The following is an 18,560-nucleotide window of genomic DNA, read 5'->3' on the forward strand; positions in this document are numbered from 1 at the left end:
GAGGGATCTTGACCTCCAGCGCGCTGTAGCTCGTACGGTGGACCCATGACGGTGACGGTGGTGGGGATCGGGGGCTCGTTGCGGGCCGACTCGCAGTCCGAGCGGGCGCTGCACGTGGCTCTGTCGGGCGCGGAAGAGGCGGGCGCGAAGACGATCGCGATCACCGGCACCGACCTTGTGCTGCCGTTCTACGACCCCGCTGTGCCCGAGCGTCCCGAGGCCGCGCAGCGCCTGATCGACCTCCTGCGCGAGGCCGACGGCGTCGTGCTGGTCTCGCCCGGCTACCACGGCTCGCTGTCCGGCCTGGTCAAGAACGCCCTCGACTACGTGCAGGATCTCAGCAACGACGAGCACCCGTACCTGGACGGCCGGGCGGTCGGCTGCGTGACCAGCGCCATGGGCTGGCAGGCGGCCGTGAGCACGCTGACCGCGCTTCGTTCGATCGTGCACGCCTTGCGGGGCTGGCCCACGCCGCTGGGTGTGCCGCTGAATACTGCGGAGGTGCGCTTCGAGGCCGACGGCTCCTGCTCCGACGAGCGGGCGGCCGAGTCGCTGCGGCTGGTCGGCCGGCAGGTCGCCGAGTTCGCCCTCGGTGAGGTCGGTCACCACCGGCTTCATTGAGGCGGGTCGAAGCGTTGTACCCATCAGTAACTTCGACGTTGAGGAGAAGACGATGGCAGCGCTGTACACCGCCGAGGCGATCGCGATCGGCGAGGGCCGCAACGGGGAGGTCCGCTCCTCCGACGGCGTGATCGACGAGGTGCTGTCGATCCCGAAGGAGCTCGGCGGCCCCGGCGGTGACAAGACCAACCCGGAGCAGCTGTTCGCCGCCGGCTACGCGGCCTGCTTCCACAGCGCGTTGCAGGCGGTGGCCCGCACGCAGAAGATCACGCTGCCGGAGACCTCCATCACCGCCAAGGTGAGCCTGCTCCCGCTGGACGGCGGGGCCTTCACCCTGGCCGTGGAGCTGTCCGCGCACGTGCCCGGCTTCGAGCAGGGCGCGGCCGACCAGCTGGTCGCCGCCGCCCACCAGGTGTGCCCGTACTCCAACGCCACCCGCGGCAACATCGAGGTCACGGTCAACGCGACCGTCTGAGCACCAGGGCCCGGCCTCGCGGCCGGGCCCTTTTCGCTCACATGCCCAGCGCGCGCCGGGTGAAGTCCACCTCGATGGCCGTCTGCTTGATCGTCTCGGCCACCACCAGCGACCCGTGGCCGGCCTCGTACCGGTAGACCTCGTACGGTGCCTTCCGCTCGGCCAGCCGGTCCAGGTAGTTGTCGATCTGCCTGATCGGGCACCGGGGATCGTTCTCGCCGGCCAGCACGATCACCGGCGCCGCCACCTCGTCGACGTACGTCAGCGGCGAGCACTCCCGGTACAGGTCCGGCAGCTCCTCCGGCGACCCGCCGAACAGCGCCCGGTCGAAGGCCCGCAGCGGCTCCATCTCGTCCTCGTAGGCCGCGACGTAGTCCGCCACCGGCACGCCCGCGACGCCCACCGCCCAGCGCTTCGGCTGCACCCCCAACGCCAACAGCGTCAGGTACCCGCCCCACGACGCCCCGTTGATCACGCACTTGGCCGGGTCGGCCAGCCCCGACGACACCGCCCACTCGTGCACCGCCGCGATGTCCTCCAGCTCGGTCAGCCCCGGACGCCCTTCGATCGCGTCCCGCCACGCCGACCCGTAGCCCGTCGAGCCGCGGTAGTTCACGTGCACCACCGCGAATCCCGCGTCCAGCCACACCGCCCGGTACGCCGAGAACCGGTCCTCATCGTTGGCGTGCGGTCCGCCGTGGATGGCGAAAACCGTTGGCAGCGGCCCATCTCCGGCGTTCGCCGGCCGCGCCACCAACGCGTGCACGTCGCCCACGAACGCGTCTTCCAGCGGCTGCGACGACGGCGCCCGGTCTCCCGGCGGCTGCAGCAGCACCCGATCCCCGTCCGCCCCCAACGTCCGCACCGCCGACGGCTGCTCCGCCGACGACCACGAGTACTCCACCGCCCCGTCCGGCCGCGCTCCCGCCCCACCGATCGTCCCCTTAGGAGTGTCCAAAGTGGACAACTCCCCGCTCTCGATGTCGTACCGGTGCAATGACGTCCGCGACTGGTACGAATGCACAATCAGCAGCGCCTTGCCATCCCGATACCAGTCCGCCGCCAACTCCCCCGGCAGATCAAGGCGAATCTCCTGCTCGGTATCCGCCTCGACGTCCCAGATCAGGAGCTCTTCCTTTCCCCGCCGCTCGTGCAGCACCAGCAGCCGGGGGTCCCCCTCCACCGGGCTGAACGAGATCCCGTCCAGCCCTTTCCCCTTCCCGTCCCACTTCTCCGCGACGACCGCCCCGTCCGCCGCCTTCACCACCCGCAACGCCGGGTGCCGGCTGTCCCCGTGCTCCGAGTGCGAGATCGCCAGCAGCCGCTCATCCCGCGACAGGCTGGCCACCCCGCCATCGTTCTCATTCACGTAGATCACTTCAGGCCGGCCGCCCCGGGTAACCCAGATAGTCGTCCCGTCATCCGTGGACGCCCCGACCGCAACCGTGCTCCGCCCCACCTCAAGCCCCGCCGGATACCCGTCGTGCACCCCTTCGAGGGCTGGCAACCGTTCGCCGCCGTTGTACGGCTCCACCACCCAGCTACCGAACTCGTCGCCGTCGGTGTCGTTGAACCACCAGATCTGTTCCCCGTCAGGGCTCAACGTCGCGTGCATGGTCCCGTTGGGCCTGTTCGTCACCTGCCGGTGTGTGTCCGCCTCGCGGTCCCACGCATAGACCTCCCACACCCCGCTGGCGTTGGAGACATACAACGACCGCTCCGGCGCCTCGTCGGCCCAATCCGGCAGCGAGACCCTCCGGGCCTCGAACCGCGCCCTCCACCGCCCCTCCGCCTCGGGGTCCTCAAACAGCCTCTCCGGCACACGCGCAACAGGATGAGTCGTCACCCCCCGATCCTGTCACGTAAGACCCCAAGACAGAGCCCAAAGACAACGGCGAAGCCAAGCCGCCAGTCAGGCAACGACGAAGCCAAGCTGCCAAAGGCAATGGCGAAGCCGAGCCAAGGCGGGGCAACGGCGAAGCCGAGCCCCGCCGGGGGTGCAGGGGGGCGAAGCCCGCCCTGCCTCGGGGTCTGGGGCGGGAGCCCCAGTGTAAAAACGCGAGAGCCCTGCTCTGGCATTACCAGAGCAGGGCTCTCCCGATCTCGCGTCGGGGTGACAGGATTTGAACCTGCGACCTCTTCGTCCCGAACGAAGCGCGCTACCAAACTGCGCCACACCCCGGTTGATCGAACGAAGGGAAGTCTAGCGGATGTCCGCGCCAGCTCCGAATCGGGTCCTGCTTTGCCGGCCGGACCCATCCTGACCTGCGCCGTTGCTGCGGGGTACGAGGGTGAGCAGGCTGGCTTCGGGCGGGCAGGCGAAGCGGACGGGCGCGTAGGGGCTGGTCCCGAGGCCGGCGGAGACGTGGAGCCAGGTGTGGGCGCCCCAGCGGGAGACGCCGCGGGCGCGGGTGCGATCCAGCTCACAGTTTGTGACGAGGGCGCCGTAGCCGGGGACGCGGAGTTGGCCGCCGTGGGTGTGGCCGGCCATGACGAGGTCGTAGCCGTCGGCCGCGAACAGGTCGAGGACGCGCGGTTCGGGGGAGTGGGTGACGCCGAGCCGCAGCGCCGCGGTGGGGTCGGGTTGGCCGGCGATGTCCTCGTAGCGGTCGCGCTTGAGGTGGGGGTCGTCGAGGCCGGCGGCGACGATGGTCTGGTCGGCGACGGTGAAGGTCTGGCGGCTGTGGGTGAGGTCGATCCAGCCGTGTTCGACGAAGGCGGCGCGCAGGTCGCGCCAGGGCAGGGGGATGCCGTGGATGCGCTTCTTGCGGGCCTTGGGCAGCAGGTAGCGCACGGGGTTCTTGGGTTTGGGCGCGTAGTAGTCGTTGCTGCCGAAGACGAAAACGCCGGGCAGGTCGAGCAGGGGGCCCAGGGCCCGCACGACGCCGGGCACCGCGTGCCGGTGGGCGAGGTTGTCGCCGGTGTTGACCACGAGGTCGGGCTCGAGCTTGGCCAGCTCGGCGACCCAGCGCTGCTTGGAGCGTTGGCCGGGCATCATGTGCAGGTCGGAGATGTGCAGCACACGCAGCGGCGGCGCGCCTTCGGCGAGCACCGGGACGGTGGCTTCGCGCAGGGTCCACCGGGTCCGCTCGATGGCGGCGGCGTAGCCGACCGTGGCTGCTCCGAGGGCGGCCGTGCCCAGGACTATCCGACCGAACGTCTTCACGTGTCCAGGGTACGGCCGTTTACTCGATCGGGGTCGGGCTGCCCTGCGGAGTAGCGTTTGCGCTCATGGCGGAGTTGAAGGAGAAGCTGCGGAGCGATCTGACCGCGGCGATGAAGGGCCGGCAGACCACGGTGGTCGCGACCCTGCGGATGGCGTTGGCGGCCGTGACCACCGAGGAGGTGGCCGGCAAGGTCGCGCGGGAGCTGTCCGACGAGGAAGTCCTCAAGGTGCTGTCCCGCGAGGTGAAGAAGCGCAACGAGGCCGCCGAGGCGTTCGCCGGGGCGGGTCGGGCCGAGCAGGCCGACGCCGAGCTGGCCGAGGCCGAGGTGCTCAAGGCGTACCTGCCGGCGCAGCTGTCCGATGAGGAGCTGGCCGATCTGGTGGCGCAGGCCGTCGCCGAGGTCGCCGCCCAGTCGGGCGAGCAGCCGGGGCAGAAGCAGATGGGCCAGGTCATGAAGGCCGCCAACGCGAAGGTCGCGGGCCGGGCCGAGGGCGGCCGGGTCGCCGCCGCCGTGCGCTCCAAGCTGCTGGGCTGATTCGAACCGAGCCTGGCCGGGCCGAATCGAGCCGGGTCGAATCGTGACGGGCTGACGTGCCCGCGGCGCCGTTCTCGGTGTGGGAGCTGTCCGAGCTGAAACTGCCTTGGGTGGTCCGCCGCCGGGTTCGGCGCCTGCGGGGCCACGCCGGCATCGTGCTGGGCGCGGTGACGGCCCCGGACAGCACCCGCTCCGGTTCGTTCAACTCGACGGCAGTTTCCTTGTCCGGCAACGGCATCCGGCTCTCACTGTCTACTTTGAACAGTCATCGGGCCGTCGCTGCCCGCCTGCCGGCCGGTCCCTACCGGCTGGCCATGGAGGCCGCCCGTTCCCCCTCGTCCAGCCTCTTCGAGTACGGCATCGAGCTGGCCGACGGCGACGTCTTCGTCGCCGTCTGCCGGCCCATCCAGCGCCGAACCCTGTTCGGCGCTAATCCCGAGTCGAACGACTGGCACCTGGGCTTCGCCTGGGCCGAACACCACGCACGGTGCGTCCACGGTGGTCATCCGTCGGACATTGTCGAGACAAGCTCACTGTGAGTCATCACCACGGTCGGGCTTGTCCTTTTTTGATGCATTTGTCGCTCACCGAACTGGCCTATCGTCGCGTGACTGCATCCACTGCTACGTTTCTGTCGGGACGAATCCGCCGAGGGTTCGTAGGGGTGGAGGTCTCGATGTTCGTGTTTGCCGTCTGTGGCGGACCGTCGATTCATGCGAGCGTTCATTGCGAAGTCATGTCCCACTGATTTCTCTTTCATCTTCGGTGGTTTGGGGTTGAATTCGTTTGCCTAAGAAGATTCTTGCTGTCGGCCTTGCCGTGCTTGCAGGCATGACGGCGCTTTCCGGTGTCGCCACGGCCGCGCCGGCCAGCTCGCTCGGGGTGTGTGACAACATCGGAAATGGTGATCTGTGCATCCGGCTGGTCAGCTCGGCGCCCAACTATGTATTCGTCCGCTATAGCAAGCATGCAGGCACGACGGTGCGACTCCGTGTCTGCTCGCACGACAACAACGATCCCGGCGCCTACTGCAGTGAGATTCAGAACATCTCTGTCGGTCAGACCGGAAGTCTCACTCTGTACAATCCGCTGCCGCCTTGGTGTGCGCACGCGGAGTTGTGGGTCTATCCGCCCGGGTCGAGCGACGACTCGCAGGTCAGCATCATTGACGGGACGAGTAGCGACTGCTGGTGACGTCTGATCGTTGAAGCCCTGAGGGATGGTCCACTCGTTCTTCGGAATGAGTGGACCTTTTTATGCTCCGTTCATTTCAGTGGAAGGTTGGCGATGCGGACAACGTTCGCGACGATCAGACGATTAGGAACAGCGATACTGAGTGCCACGCTGGTCGTGGGCTTGGCCAACGCGGTGCCGCCCGCCTCGGCGGCGACGCCCATGCCGGCTTCGCCGAAACAGGCGGCTCCGCCGAAGGCGGCGGACTTCGGTCCGGACGCGGCGAAGTCCGCCGATGTGGCGATCAACGGGTGGGGCGACTCGACCGGATATCACGTCGAGGTGGGCCGCGAATCGTCAGGCTTCGCCTGGCATGAAGTCGCGCTGGTGGAGCCGGCCGGTATGGACGCGCCGTCCTGGACCGGCTACCAGTGCTTGTCGGGGGACGGCAAGTACGCGGCGGTCGCGATATTGCCAACGTCGGTGGTCAATCAGCAGGCTGCCCGTGATCACGGTGCATTCGCGTATTCGGTGGAGTTGGCCACGGGCAAGGTGTCGCCGCTCGCGGCCGGAGTCGGGCTGAAGTACTACTCGCCCGGTTGCGGCGCGGCCGACACCGCCGTGTTCACACTCCAGACCGGTGCCAACGACGAGAACACCCAGCTGCTGACGGCCGATCTCGCTGCCGGCAAGGTGACCGCGTCGACCACGGCATCGGGTCAGCTGACCTCGGCGGTCCCCACGACCGACGGCATCATGGCCGTGCAGGGCGGGAGCCTGGTCACGGTCGGCGGGAAGACCTCGGTCACGGTCGGCGGCTCGCTGTACGACCTGCGTCCGACGGCCGATGGCGGCGTGACCTTCCTGGACACCACCAAGGGCTCCACGGCCGCCTCGGTCCAGCACGAGGTCGGTGGCAAGGTGACGAAGTTGGGCTCCGGCCCGCTCACCCGCGTGCAGCTGTTCGGTGGTCGCGCCGGCACGGCCATCGTCTCCGGCACCGACAAGCCGATCACGGCTCCGAATCTGCGCAGTGTCGCCGACACAGGCTTCGACCACGCACCGGCGGCGGCCTCGCTCGACGGGGACGCATTGCTCGGCGTCGATGGCACCTCTGTGCTCGCGACCGCCGTGCACAAGAAGCTTTCCCGCACGTCAGCGACCAGCACGGCCACGGTGAACCAGGCCATGCCATCCTACGTGGCCGCGACCGTCACCACGGGACCGAAGCAGATCGGCTCGCCGCAGCCGCGCAAGGATGCCGCGCCGGCGGCCAAGGCGGCGGCGCCGAACGCGCAGTCGCCGCTGTGCGCCGTGCCTCGGATGGATCCCAACAAGCAGGTCATGCAGCCCAACGCGGCGCAGGTCAACTGGGCCGTTCAGTTGGCCGAGCAAGGCCAGTTGACCGCTGCCAACGGGTACACCCGTCCCGCCGGCTTCGACAACCTCGGCCTCGCCGCCTACGCCCCCAGCGACGACTTCCCACTCATTCCCCTGGAGCATCCGGCCGGGGCCAGCAGCACCGTGCCGCGATCGGTGATGGAAGCGATCATGGCTCAGGAGTCGAACTGGTCGCAGGCCACCTGGCACGCCCCCGCTGGCTCGGCCGGCAATCCGCTGATCGCCGACTACTACGGCGCGCAGGGCGACATCGTGTCGATCAACTACGCCGGCTCGGACTGCGGCTACGGCCTTGGCCAGGTCACCACCGGCATGCACGTCGGCGACGGCATCTATTCGGCGCACGGCCAGATCAAGATCGCCGTCGACTACCAGGAGAACATCGCGGCCGCGTTGCAGATCCTGGAGTCGACCTGGAACTCCTTGTACGACGACGGCATCATCGCCAACAACGGCGACCCGCAGTACCTGGAGAACTGGTACTTCGCCGCATGGGCCTACAACTCCGGCATCCAGCCCACCGCCGCCTACAACCCGACCGGCTGCACACCGGGACCGTCGTGCACCGGGCCGGACGGCACGTGGGGCCTGGGCTGGACCAACAACCCTGACAACCTGGACTACCCGCCGAACCGTGACCCATTCCTGAGGGACACTTATGACGATGCGAGGCACCCTGCGTCGTGGCCGTATCAGGAGCGGGTGTTGGGATGGATGTCCAATCCGCTGCTGCGCTACAGCAGCAAGGCGTACGCGACGCCGATCTACCACGGCGCCTCCTGGACCCAGGCCGCGCCGTTCGCCTCGTTCTGCAACGCCGCCAGCCACTGCGACCCGAACGCCACCAACCCGACCAACCCGGGTGCGTCGCACTGCATGCTCAACGACTTCGAATGCTGGTGGCACCAACCGGTCACCTGGCTCAACTGCGCGACCAGTTGCGCGACCAGCCCGTACACCGCGAGCGCGGGATCGAGTGAGCCGGCCAACCCGAGCCAGGACCCGCCGACCTGCAGCGTGGACCACTCGAAGGTGCCGGCGAACTCGATCATCGTCGACGACCTGCCCTCGCCGACCAACCTGCAGGGCTGCGGCGCGCCGAACTGGTCCCAGGGCGGCACGTTCAACTACAGCTACGGCACCAACTCGGCCGGCGACCCGATCGGTGAGATCGACTCCCACCAGCTCGGCACCGGCCTCGGCGGGCACATCATCTTCACCCACACCGAGGACGGCTCGAACCCGAGCCTGATCAACACCGGCACCTGGACGCCGAACCTGCCGTCGCTGCAGTACTACAAGATCAAGCTGCATATTCCCGGTCTGGGTGCGGACGCGACCAACGTCGTCTACACGATCAATCCCGGCGGCGGCGTGTCACCGTGGAAGATCCGGGTCAACCAGGCCTGGGACTCCGAGCAGTGGGTGACCATCGGCACTTTCGCCATGGAGAACGGCGGCAACGTCGTCCTGACCAACAACGGCAGTTCGATCGACCGTGGTGGCTTCGCCAACTCCGATTTCGACGTGGCCTTCGACGCCATCGCCTTCGTGCCGCAAGGCGGAACACCAGGCAAGCCGATCGGCGGCCCTCCGGGAATCCAGGACGCGCCGAAGGGATCCAACCCTGCCTGGGTGCAGTGCGGTTGCGTCTCCCGCACTGCCGGCGACCCGGTCAACACGGCCACCGGCTTCTTCGGCGACGACTTCACCGACCTGTCGACGCCCGGCCGAGGCATGGCCCTGAACTTCGGGCGCAGCTATGCCGAGGCGGTCGCCGATCCCAGCGGCCCCAACGGTTCTCAAGCCGTCGACGGCCCGTTCGGCTGGGGCTGGACCTACAGCTACAACCTGTCGACGACCACCGACGGCACCACCGGCAACGTGACCGTGCATCAGGAGGACGGCTCACAGGTCACGTTCGTCAACTCGTCGGGCAGTTACGCGCCCTCGGCGCCGCGATACGACGCCACCCTGATCAAGAGTGGTTCGAACTACGTGTTCACCAGACGGGCCAAGGAGATCTACACCTTCGACGCGACGAGCGGCCATCTCACCGCGGAATCCGATCTCGCCGGCAGCAAGGCCAGCACCCCGTACAAGACCAGCCTGGCCTACGACGGCAGCGGCCATCTGCACACGATCACCGATCCGGCCAACCGGGCCTACACGCTGACCTGGACCGGCAACCACATCACCGGCTTGTCCGACTCCGCAGGCCGTACCGTCACGTATGGCTATGACGGCAACGACAACCTGACCGACGTCTACGGGGTCGGCACCACCAGGACGCCGACACTCAAGGACGACGACCACACCCAGTACACCTACACCGGTCACCTGATGACCTCGATGCGGTCGCCGAAGAACTATGGCGGCGCGGCCTCGGCCGTCACCTCGATGACCTACGACAGCGCCGAACGCGTGAAGACGCAGACCGACGCCAACGGTCACACCACCACCTTCACCTACAGCCCCGACGGCGGCTTGGCCGCCGGGCAGACACTGGTCACTGATCCGTCCGGGCACAAGACGCTGGACTCGTACCAGAACGGCCTGCTCACGTCGGAGACCAAGGGGTACGGCACCTCCGACGCCGGCACCACCAGTTACACCTATGACCCGGTGACGCTCGGGGTGTCCGGCCAGACCGACCCCGACGGCAACGTCGAAACCTTCAGCTACGACGACCATGGCAACAAGATCTCGGAGTCTGACGGCCTCGGCTTCACCAAGAACTATGCCTACGACAGCAACGATGACCTGATCGAGAGCATCGACGCGAACGGCGTGGCGACGGTCACCACCTACGACCCGAACACCCTGGTGCCAACCTCGACCACGGTCACCCAGGCCAACAACGTGGTCGAGTCGGTGGACGGCAACTTCGGGCCAGCCCCGACGCGCACCACGGCCTACCACTACGACGATGCTGCCCACCCCGCCGACCAGACCCGCGTCACCGACCCCAACGGCAAGACCACCACGACGTCCTACGACACCTTCGGCGACAAGGCGACGGTCACCGACGCCGTCGGCGACAAGACCCAGTACGGGTACAACACCCAGACCGGTTGGCTTACCGCCGTTGTCGATCCCAATGGCACCGCCGCGGGCGTGACGCCGTCGTGCACACCGCCGGCAAAGGGTTGCACCACCTACGGCCACGACGCCTACGGCAACGTCAACCGCACCACCGATCCGCTCAACCACACCTCGACCGCGGCCTACGACGCCGACGGCAACAAGGTTTCGACCACGGATGCCAACAATCACACCGTGGTCACCAAGTTCGACCCCGTGGATCAGGCCACCAAGGTCACTCAGGCCGACAACACCACGCAGATCACCGACTACAACCCCGACGGGACCGTCGCCGACACCATCGACGGGCTCGGCGCCAAGACCTCCTACGGTTACGACGGCCAGGGCCGCAAGACCGGTCGGACCGATCCCGACAATCGAACCACCGCCACGCATCTCGACGCCGCTGGTCTGGCCCTCACCACCACTGACTCCGCCGGCCGGGTAACCACCATGGGCTACGACGCCGCCGGGCAGCTCAAGACCGTCACCTACTCCGACGGCACGACGCCGACTGTCGGCTACTCCTATTTCCCTGACGGGAAACGGCAGTCGATGACCGACGGCACCGGCACGTCCACCTGGACGTACGACACCTTCGGTGACGTCACGAAACAAACCCAAGGCTCCGGAGTCGCCGTCAGCTACGGGTATGACAGCGCCGGCAATCAGACCTCGATCACCTATCCGGGCCAGACCACCTCGGTGATCCAGACATTCGACGACGCCGAGCGGCTGAAGACCGTCACCGACTGGAACACCAACCAGACCGTCTTCGGCTACGACAACGACGGACAGGTGAAGACCGCCCAGTATCCGAACGGCACCACGGTCACCAACGGCTTCAACGACAGTGATCAGCTGACGTCCACGAACGCCGCCGCCGGCAGTAGGGCGCTACTGTCCGCCAACTATGGGCGGGACCCTATGGGACAATTAGGCTCCCAGGTCATTGGGCCGGTGTCGCAGACCATCAGCTATACCGCTCGTGAGCAGCTGAAGTCCGCCGGCACGTCAAATTTCGCCTACGACGCTGCCAGCAACCCGACTACTGTCGGCACCGCTACGCAGACCTTCGACTCTGCTGGGCAGCTCTGCTGGACCTTGCCGACCGGCACGGTTTCCAACCCCACCTGCGGCACCGCTCCGACTGGTGCCACCACTTACACGTTCGACGCCCTCGGCGAACGTAAGAAGGCTGGCGCCACCACCTATTCCTACGACCAGGCCAGTCGTCTCACCTCATTCGGCAACGGCCCCATCTCGGCAACCTACGCCTACAACGGCGACGGCCTCCGTACCTCGAAGACCGTTGGCAGCGCCACGAGCAACTTCACATGGGACGCCGCTTCCACGCCGAATGTCCTGACCGACGGTGCAAACACCTTCCTCTACGGTCCCGGCGGGCTGCCCATCGAGCAGATCAACGGCGTTGGCTCCTTCTGGTTCGTGCACGACCAGATCGGCTCCACCCTGGCACTGCTCAACAGCCTGTCCAATATAGTTCAGTCGTACACCTACACGCCTTATGGGCAGGCGACTTCAAGTGGCACTGTTCCGACGCCGCTGCAGTACACGGGCCAGTACTCCGACTCGGAGTCCGGCCTGCTCTACCTCCGTGCCCGCTACTACGATCCCGGCACGGCCGAGTTTCTGACCGTCGACCCTGCTGTCGATTCAACCCGTAGTCCGTACGCGTATACGAACGACAATCCGTTCAATGGAGCCGACCCGACAGGTCGTTGTGAAACCCTAACTCAGGCGCAGGTTGTTCAGAGCGGGGCAAGTAACTGCAAGGCTGCCGGCAATGGGCTTTGGGTATGTCCGCCCGTGTCGAAGTGTCAGTTCGTTGGATCGACTTGCATGCCCGTGTATGGACAGCAGGACATGCCGCCTGGCACCTGCGTCACGCAAGCGTGTTTCACGCCTTCCTGTGACACGGCTTGCGGTCTTCACAATGCTGCCCACGCGGTGGGCGGCGCGGTGAGTGGTGCCATTAGCTGGGTTGGTTCACATATGGCGTGCTTTGGGGGTATACTGCAAGTCGTTGGCGGCGCCCTTTCTTTGATTGGTGGCATCGGCTCGGCTTTGGTGACGGGAGGGTTGAGCTTTTGGCCATCGCTTGGAATTGCGGGCGTGGGTGTTGGTCTAGTTGGAACTGGAATCTCGACGATAGCAAGCTGTTGAGGTGTGTAAATGGCTAACGCTCTCATATTGTCCGGCTTAGTTCTTGCGCTAATAGGTTCTGTTCTGGTCGCATTGGCGGGTGGGCGCACGTCTGGCGTTGCGGCAGTAGTCGCCATGGCCTTGTGTGTCGTTATATGTTACCTCGCCTTCGAGAGGGTGAAGCGTGGCGGAGGTTGGGGTGGACGCAAAGAATAGTTGTGACGATTGCTGACCCGGCCGTTTGATCGATCATTTCATGAGTTTTGGGGGCGATTTCTCGGGCCGTCAACTGGACGCCTGTTGATTATGCAATGCAAGTTTTGTTGCATGCCTGCTGATCGAAATATTTGGTACTAGTAAAGGGGTGTCAGCGCTCGTAGCGTTGGCACCCCTTTACTGAGGATGTCATCAACCGCCTGGTGTTGTGGTGGCTGACGGTGGCGCGGGTGATGTCGCGCCCTGGGCCTGGGGCACGAAGCCGGTGCTCACGTAGAGGGTGATGCCCGTGCTGCGCGGGGCGGAGCCGATCGGGGTCTGGCCGACGACGGTGCCCTTGGGGGCGATGGAGTTGAAGTCGGCGGTCTGCACGGCCCCGTAGCCGGCGGCCTTGAGGGCGTTGGTGGCGTCGCCGACGTTCTTGCCGACGACGTAGGGGATGGCCGGCCCGTGGTTGTTCTTGTCCAGGTAGGCCGGGTCGGCGTTGGGCACCGGCAGCGGCGGGGAGTTGCCGAGGATCTGGTTGAAGGCGTTGAAGAACGGCGGCGCGGCGATGACACCACCGAAGGCGCCGAGGTTGCCGCCGCAGCTGGGACTGGTGCGGATGGGCAGCGTGCCACAGATCGGCTCGGGCCTGGAGCCGTCGTTGAACACCAGGGACGAGGCCGCGTAGTTGGCCATGATGCCGAGGAAGCCGACGGACTCGCTGGAGTCGGTGGTGCCGGTCTTGGCCGCGATGGGTCGGGTCCAGTGCGCGTTGCGGGCGGCCTGGGTCGAGGTGCCGGCGGTGGTGTCGTCCTTCATGCCGTTGAGCAGCGAGTCGGCCAGGGCCTTGTTGACGACCTGCTCGCACGCGGGGGCGTTGATCGGCACCGGCTTGCCGGTGTGGTCGACGACACTTGCGATCGGGTTGGCTGGGCACCAGATGCCACCGCTGGCCAGAGTGGCGCCGGCGTTGGCCAGCTCCATCGGGCTGAGCGGGCTCACGCCGAGAGTGAATGACGGGCTGTTGAGAAATGACTGGCTCTGCGGCTGGTTGTAGAGCTCGCTCTGCTGGCTGGGGTCGGGCGTCTTGCCGGCCTGGTTGGTCTGCATGGTCTTGCGCATGCCCAGCCGGGAGGCCATGTCCAGCACTGCCGGCATGCCGGCGTCCAGCTCGACCTTGGTGAACGAGGTGTTGGGCGAGATGGCCAGCGCTTGGTGCAGGCTGATCGGGTCGACGTTGACCGCGTCGTCGTTCTTCACCGGGTAACACTTGGTGTTCTGATCACGTATCGGCAGCTGGAAACAGGTGCTCTGGGGGTTGGGGATGATCGTGTTGAGGCCGACCTGCCCCTTCTCCATCCCGGCTGCGGCGGTGAAGACCTTGTAGATCGAGCCGGCGCCGAAGTTGTCGCTGACGTCGGCCGGCAGGTTGGTCAGGGTCTGGCCGGCGGCGGCGTCCACGCCCAGGTCGCGGTTGGCCACCAGGGCCACCACGTCGTGGGACTGGGAGCCCGGCTTGATGATCGCCATGGTGTTGGCGATGCCGTTGGCCGTCTTGGGCACGTTGTGCTCGACCTGGGCCTTGGCGATCTTGGAGATGTCCGGGTCGAGATTGGTCTTGATGACGTAGCCGCCGGTCTTGAGCTGGTCCGGGGTGAAACCGGCCTCCTGGAGGTAGCCCTGCACGTAGTCGCAGTAGAAGCCGACCTCGGGGGCGGTGCCGACGCAGCCGCTGGCCGGCAGCTGGGGCTCGGGGCCGATACCCAGGTCGGTCTTCTTGGCGGCGGCGGCGATGTCGGTGGTGATCTTGCCGGTCGAGGCCATGGCGTCGATGACGGCGTTGCGGCGGTCGGTGGCGGCCTTGGGGTGCTGCCACGGGTCGTAGCTGACGGGGTTGTTCACCACGCCGGCCAGCAGCGCGGCCTGGGGCAGGGTGAGCTTGTCCGGGGTGGTGTTGAAGAACACCTGGGAGGCGGTGCCGACGCCGTCCACCTGGCCGAGGAAGGTGACCAGGTTGAGGTACCGGGTCAGGATCTCGTCCTTGGACAGCTTCTTCTCCAGCTGGAGCGCGACCCGGGCCTCCTTGAGCTTGCGGGCCACGGTCTGGGCCTGGGCCTGCTCCTGGGCGGTCTTGTCACCCCGGCCGGCCACCAGCACCTGGTAGTTCTTCACGTACTGCTGCGTGATGGTGGACGCGCCCTGGGTCACGCCGCCGTTGACCTGGTTGGTCAGCAGCGCGCGGAAGGTGCCCTGCCAGTCGACGCCGGAGTGCTGGTAGAAGCGCCGGTCCTCGATGGCGACGATGGCGGCCTTCATCACCGGGGCGATCTGGTCGGCCGGCGTGTTGACGCGGTACTGCTGGTACAGGTACGCGATCGGCGCGCCGTTGCGGTCCTCGACCACGGACATCAGCGGCGGGTCGGTGGTGACCAGGTCCGCGGATGTGGCGTCGACCGTGTCGCTGGCGCGGTTGGACACCACCCCCAGCGCCCCCACGGTCGGGAACAGCATGCCCGCGACCAGCACACCGGCCAAAAGGCACAGACCGACCAGCTTCACAAGACCGTTGCCCACACGCACGCCAGCCACAGTACGCGTCATCACGTGGTGCTCCGGTGTGAGCGCTCACCGCGACGTTCATTCACCACTTCGGGTGGGTGAAGCTCACATTCGGGTAACCCGGTGTTGGCAGGGGAACCAGATGGCTCTACAGTCCGTCAACGTCTCATGACAACGCCGGAGGACAGTCCGCACCCGCGGTCAGCCTACGGCACCCGGTACCGGGGGGTATCGGTTTTTGGACGAGACGTAGGGGAGCGGGGGTCATGCAGTTCGTTCAGGGGGATTGGCGTGTCAGCGCCTCGTGTCGGGACGAGGATCCGGAGCAGCTGTTCGTTCGAGGGGCTGAGCAGCGCAAAGCCAAGGTCATCTGCTTGAGCTGTCCGGTGCGCACCGAGTGCCTGTCCGAGGCGCTCGACAATCGCATCGAGTTCGGCGTGTGGGGCGGAATGACCGAGCGTGAGCGCAGGGCTCTGCTCCGTCGTCGACCGGATGTGGACTCGTGGTTCGAGTTGCTGGAGTCGGCGCGGCGCGAACATGCCGATCTTGACGAGTACAAGGTCAGTTGATCTTTGCCCTTTGTTGCGGGCTCAATATAATTCGATGATCGACGCGTGATTTGCCGGTGGCGGTTATCTCGCCGCCACCGGCGAAACAAGCGCGTGCGCTTTCACTCACCGGCCAGCCGGCGGCCGATTTCCCGCAGGCCGGCCAGATCGTGCACGTCCTCGGCCAGCGCCGGCACCGCGGTGACGGCCACCGACGGGTGAGCCTTGGTGAACCGGGCCAGCAGCCGCTGCTCCCGGGTCGCCACGGCCACCCGGTCGGCGTGCAGCCGCAGCACGGCGGCGGCCAGCGGCGCCTCGTTGCCCCGGTCCAGCTCCTCGGCCGCGGCCAGCGCCTTGCCGGCCGGCAGCTTGGCCAGCACCGGATGGGTCCGGTTGACCACCAGCCCGGCCAGCGGCATCGACTCGGCGGCCAGCCGCTCCACGAAGTAGGACGCCTCCCGCAGCGCGTCCGGCTCCGGCGCGGCCACCACCAGGAACGCGGTGCCCGGCGAGCGCAGCAGCTGGTAGGTCTTCTGGGCCCGCTCCCGGAAGCCGCCGAACATGCTGTCGAAGGCCTGCACGAACGCCGACGCGTCGGCAAGCAGCTGCCCGCCGATGATCGTCGAGATGGCTTTGGTGAACAGCCCGAACCCGGCGCCGACCAGCTTGAGCAGGCCCCGGCCGCCGGCCCTCGCCGGGGCCGAGAGCAGGCGGATGATGCGTCCGTCCAGCACGGTGGACAGCCGTTGCGGGGCGTCCAGGAAGTCCAGCGCCGACCGGCTGGGCGGGGTGTCCACCACGATCAGGTCCCACGACCCGTCGGCGGCCAGCTGCCCCAGCTTCTCCATGGCCATGTACTCCTGCGTGCCCGAGAAGGACGAGGAAATGGTCTGGTAGAAGGGGTTGGACAGGATCTGCTCGGCCCGGTCCGGCCCCGCGTGCGCCAGCACCATGTCGTCGAACGTGCGGCGCATGTCCAGCATCATCGCGTGCAGCCGGTCCTCGGTGTCGAAGCCGTCGACCGCCACCTGACGGGGCGTGTTGTCCAGCTCCCGCAGGCCCAGCGACTGGGCCAGCCGGCGGGCCGGGTCGATGGTCAGCACCACGGTGCGCCGCCCGCGCTCGGCGGCCCGCGCGGCCAGCGCCGCGGCGGTGGTGGTCTTGCCGACGCCGCCGGAGCCGCAGCAGACGATCACCTTGGTCGCCGGGTCGTCCAGCAGCTTGTCCACGTGCAGCTTGGCCGGCATCAGCGAACCCCCTGGTCGACCAGCGTCTCGGCCAGCTCGTACAGCGCGCCGACGTCCACGCCGTCGACCAGCTCGGGCAGCTCGACGGCGGGCAGGTCGGCCTCGGCCAGCAGCTCGCGGGCCCGCTGCTCGGCCTGCACCCGCACGGCGTGCTCCACGGTCTCCTCGACCAGCCCGGTCACCTCGTCCTCGGGCAGCTTGAGGCCGGCGGCGGCCAGCCCGGCCCGCAGCCGGTCGGCGTCAACCCGCCCGCCGGCCGCCGCCGGCACCGAGCGGTTGGCCAGCCGCGCCGGCCGCACCCGGTTCACGAACACCGCGCCCGGCCGCAGGTCGGCCCCGTCCAGCTCGGCCACCGCGTCCAGGGTCTCCCGGACCGGCATCTCCTCCAGCAGCGTCACCAGGTGCACGGCGGTGTCGCCGGAGTGCATCAGCCGCACCACGCCCTCGCTCTGGCCCTTGATCGGCCCGACCTTGGCCACGTCCTGCACGGCCTTGGTGACGTCGAGGAACTTCACCACCCGGCCGGTCGGCGGGGCGTCCAGCACCACGTGGTCGTACATGTGCCGGCCGGCCTCGTCGGTGCGGCCAACGCACTCCTTGACCTTGCCGGTCTGGAGCACGTCCCGCAGGCCGGGGGCCAGCGTGGTGACAAACTCGATCGCGCCCATCCGGCGCAGCGTCCGGCCGGCGAAGCCAAGGTTGTAGAACATGGCCAGGTACTCCATGAACGCCGCGTCGGCGTCCACCGCGAGCGCGCGGATCTCGCCGCCGCCGGGGGCGGACGCGATGCGCTCCTCGGAGTAGGGCAGCGGCGCGCGGTCGAACAGCTGGGCGATGCCCTGCCGCTCCTCGACCTCGACCAGCAGCACCCGACGGCCACCGGTGGCCAGCGCGATGGCCAGCGCCGCGGCCACGGTGGTCTTGCCGGTGCCGCCCTTGCCGGTGACCACGTGCAACCGGGCGCGGGTGAGCTCCTCGGTCCAGCCGACGATGGGTGTGGTCACAACGCCCAGCCTAGGCGGCCGCCCCGGCACTCGGCTGCAGATGGGCTGAGGTATCGACCACGATCGCGAGGCCGGTCACGAGCGGCCTCGCTGCCCTGCCGGAGGCGGGGCCATGTCACAGTGAGCGTTACCCAATGTGATGTATCAGGACCAGGATCATGTACTGGGCGGCGACGATGCCCCAGACCACGGTAGCCGGCAGCACCAGGGCGATCAGCAGGCACAGCCCCGCGAAGAACAGCGAGGACCACGCCGCGACCCGGGCGATGTCGCCCGCGGTGCTGTCCCGCCGGTCGCGGGTCTTGCCGGTCATCAGCAGGATCATGATGATCCCGCCGAACGCGGCCAGGCAGGTCGCGATGATCCGCCACGTCTCCAC

General features: G+C 67.5%; 14 protein-coding genes and 1 tRNA gene. 7 read left to right on the forward strand and 8 right to left on the reverse strand.

Features of this window, described 5'->3' with window-relative positions:
- Window positions 1-45: 45 nt before the first annotated feature.
- Together ACIG5F_RS08090 and ACIG5F_RS08095 are read left to right on the forward strand one after the other, a co-directional pair.
- Window positions 46-621 carry an NADPH-dependent FMN reductase gene (locus ACIG5F_RS08090; protein ID WP_396516707.1) on the forward strand — a complete coding sequence of 192 codons (576 nt, stop codon included), beginning with the start codon at window positions 46-48 and terminating at the stop codon, window positions 619-621.
- A gap of 52 nt (window positions 622-673) precedes the next feature.
- Window positions 674-1,096: an organic hydroperoxide resistance protein gene (locus ACIG5F_RS08095; protein ID WP_396516708.1), complete on the forward strand. Its 423-nt coding sequence runs from the start codon at window positions 674-676 to the stop codon at window positions 1,094-1,096.
- A 37-nt stretch (window positions 1,097-1,133) separates the two neighbouring features.
- On the opposite strand, the gene ACIG5F_RS08100 is transcribed toward ACIG5F_RS08095, so the two are convergent.
- The 3 genes from ACIG5F_RS08100 to ACIG5F_RS08110 form a co-directional block, all read right to left on the reverse strand.
- On the reverse strand, window positions 1,134-2,942 hold the full coding sequence (locus ACIG5F_RS08100; protein WP_396516709.1) for a prolyl oligopeptidase family serine peptidase: 1,809 nt from the start codon (window positions 2,940-2,942) through the stop codon (window positions 1,134-1,136).
- A 262-nt stretch (window positions 2,943-3,204) separates the two neighbouring features.
- Window positions 3,205-3,278, reverse strand: a tRNA-Pro gene (locus ACIG5F_RS08105).
- Window positions 3,279-3,299: 21 nt separating this feature from the next.
- A complete protein-coding gene (locus tag ACIG5F_RS08110) occupies window positions 3,300-4,262 on the reverse strand; it encodes a metallophosphoesterase (protein ID WP_396516710.1) in 963 nt (320 codons plus the stop codon).
- 65 nt (window positions 4,263-4,327) lie between these two features.
- On the opposite strand from ACIG5F_RS08110, the gene ACIG5F_RS08115 reads away from it, so the two are divergent.
- From ACIG5F_RS08115 to ACIG5F_RS08125, 3 genes are all read left to right on the forward strand, one after another.
- Complete coding sequence (locus ACIG5F_RS08115) at window positions 4,328-4,798, forward strand: GatB/YqeY domain-containing protein (RefSeq protein ID WP_396516711.1); 471 nt, start codon at window positions 4,328-4,330, stop codon at window positions 4,796-4,798.
- A gap of 56 nt (window positions 4,799-4,854) precedes the next feature.
- Entirely contained in the window at window positions 4,855-5,337 is a 483-nt protein-coding gene (locus ACIG5F_RS08120; RefSeq protein ID WP_396516712.1) for a hypothetical protein, read from the forward strand.
- Between the two features lie 247 nt (window positions 5,338-5,584).
- Entirely contained in the window at window positions 5,585-5,992 is a 408-nt protein-coding gene (locus ACIG5F_RS08125) for a hypothetical protein (protein WP_396516713.1), read from the forward strand.
- 71 nt (window positions 5,993-6,063) lie between these two features.
- Here ACIG5F_RS08125 and ACIG5F_RS08130 read toward each other — a convergent pair whose 3' ends face one another.
- Window positions 6,064-6,279 (reverse strand): hypothetical protein, encoded by a 216-nt coding sequence (locus ACIG5F_RS08130; protein WP_396516714.1) that lies wholly within the window; start codon window positions 6,277-6,279, stop codon window positions 6,064-6,066.
- Here ACIG5F_RS08130 and ACIG5F_RS08135 point away from each other — a divergent pair.
- Window positions 6,269-12,643 carry an RHS repeat-associated core domain-containing protein gene (locus ACIG5F_RS08135; protein ID WP_396516715.1) on the forward strand — a complete coding sequence of 2,125 codons (6,375 nt, stop codon included), beginning with the start codon at window positions 6,269-6,271 and terminating at the stop codon, window positions 12,641-12,643. The genes ACIG5F_RS08130 and ACIG5F_RS08135 overlap by 11 nt on opposite strands.
- A 387-nt stretch (window positions 12,644-13,030) precedes the next feature.
- Here ACIG5F_RS08135 and ACIG5F_RS08140 read toward each other — a convergent pair whose 3' ends face one another.
- Entirely contained in the window at window positions 13,031-15,403 is a 2,373-nt protein-coding gene (locus tag ACIG5F_RS08140; protein ID WP_396516716.1) for a transglycosylase domain-containing protein, read from the reverse strand.
- 245 nt (window positions 15,404-15,648) lie between these two features.
- On the opposite strand from ACIG5F_RS08140, the gene ACIG5F_RS08145 reads away from it, so the two are divergent.
- Window positions 15,649-15,951, forward strand: coding sequence for a WhiB family transcriptional regulator (locus ACIG5F_RS08145; RefSeq protein WP_396516717.1), 303 nt, complete (start codon window positions 15,649-15,651; stop codon window positions 15,949-15,951).
- Window positions 15,952-16,052: 101 nt separating this feature from the next.
- Here the strand turns inward: ACIG5F_RS08145 and ACIG5F_RS08150 are convergent, their stop codons facing one another.
- The 3 genes from ACIG5F_RS08150 to ACIG5F_RS08160 form a co-directional block, all read right to left on the reverse strand.
- On the reverse strand, window positions 16,053-17,177 hold the full coding sequence (locus ACIG5F_RS08150; RefSeq protein WP_396516718.1) for an ArsA family ATPase: 1,125 nt from the start codon (window positions 17,175-17,177) through the stop codon (window positions 16,053-16,055).
- On the reverse strand, window positions 17,177-18,181 hold the full coding sequence (locus ACIG5F_RS08155) for an ArsA-related P-loop ATPase (protein WP_396516719.1): 1,005 nt from the start codon (window positions 18,179-18,181) through the stop codon (window positions 17,177-17,179). Before ACIG5F_RS08155 ends, ACIG5F_RS08150 begins: the two co-directional genes overlap by 1 nt.
- Before the next feature lie 127 nt (window positions 18,182-18,308).
- Complete coding sequence (locus ACIG5F_RS08160; RefSeq protein WP_396516720.1) at window positions 18,309-18,560, reverse strand: hypothetical protein; 252 nt, start codon at window positions 18,558-18,560, stop codon at window positions 18,309-18,311.

The organism is Kutzneria sp. NPDC052558, assembly GCF_044547355.1.
Classification (GTDB): domain Bacteria; phylum Actinomycetota; class Actinomycetes; order Mycobacteriales; family Pseudonocardiaceae; genus Kutzneria.

Bases quoted from the DNA above. Each gene is read 5' to 3' on its own strand.
- ACIG5F_RS08090 (WP_396516707.1), top strand. From the start codon at position 46: ATGACGGTGACGGTGGTGGGGATCGGGGGCTCGTTGCGGGCCGACTCG.
- ACIG5F_RS08095 (WP_396516708.1), top strand. From the start codon at position 674: ATGGCAGCGCTGTACACCGCCGAGGCGATCGCGATCGGCGAGGGCCGC.
- ACIG5F_RS08115 (WP_396516711.1), top strand. From the start codon at position 4,328: ATGGCGGAGTTGAAGGAGAAGCTGCGGAGCGATCTGACCGCGGCGATG.
- ACIG5F_RS08145 (WP_396516717.1), top strand. From the start codon at position 15,649: ATGCAGTTCGTTCAGGGGGATTGGCGTGTCAGCGCCTCGTGTCGGGAC.
- ACIG5F_RS08150 (WP_396516718.1), bottom strand. From the start codon at position 17,177: ATGCCGGCCAAGCTGCACGTGGACAAGCTGCTGGACGACCCGGCGACC.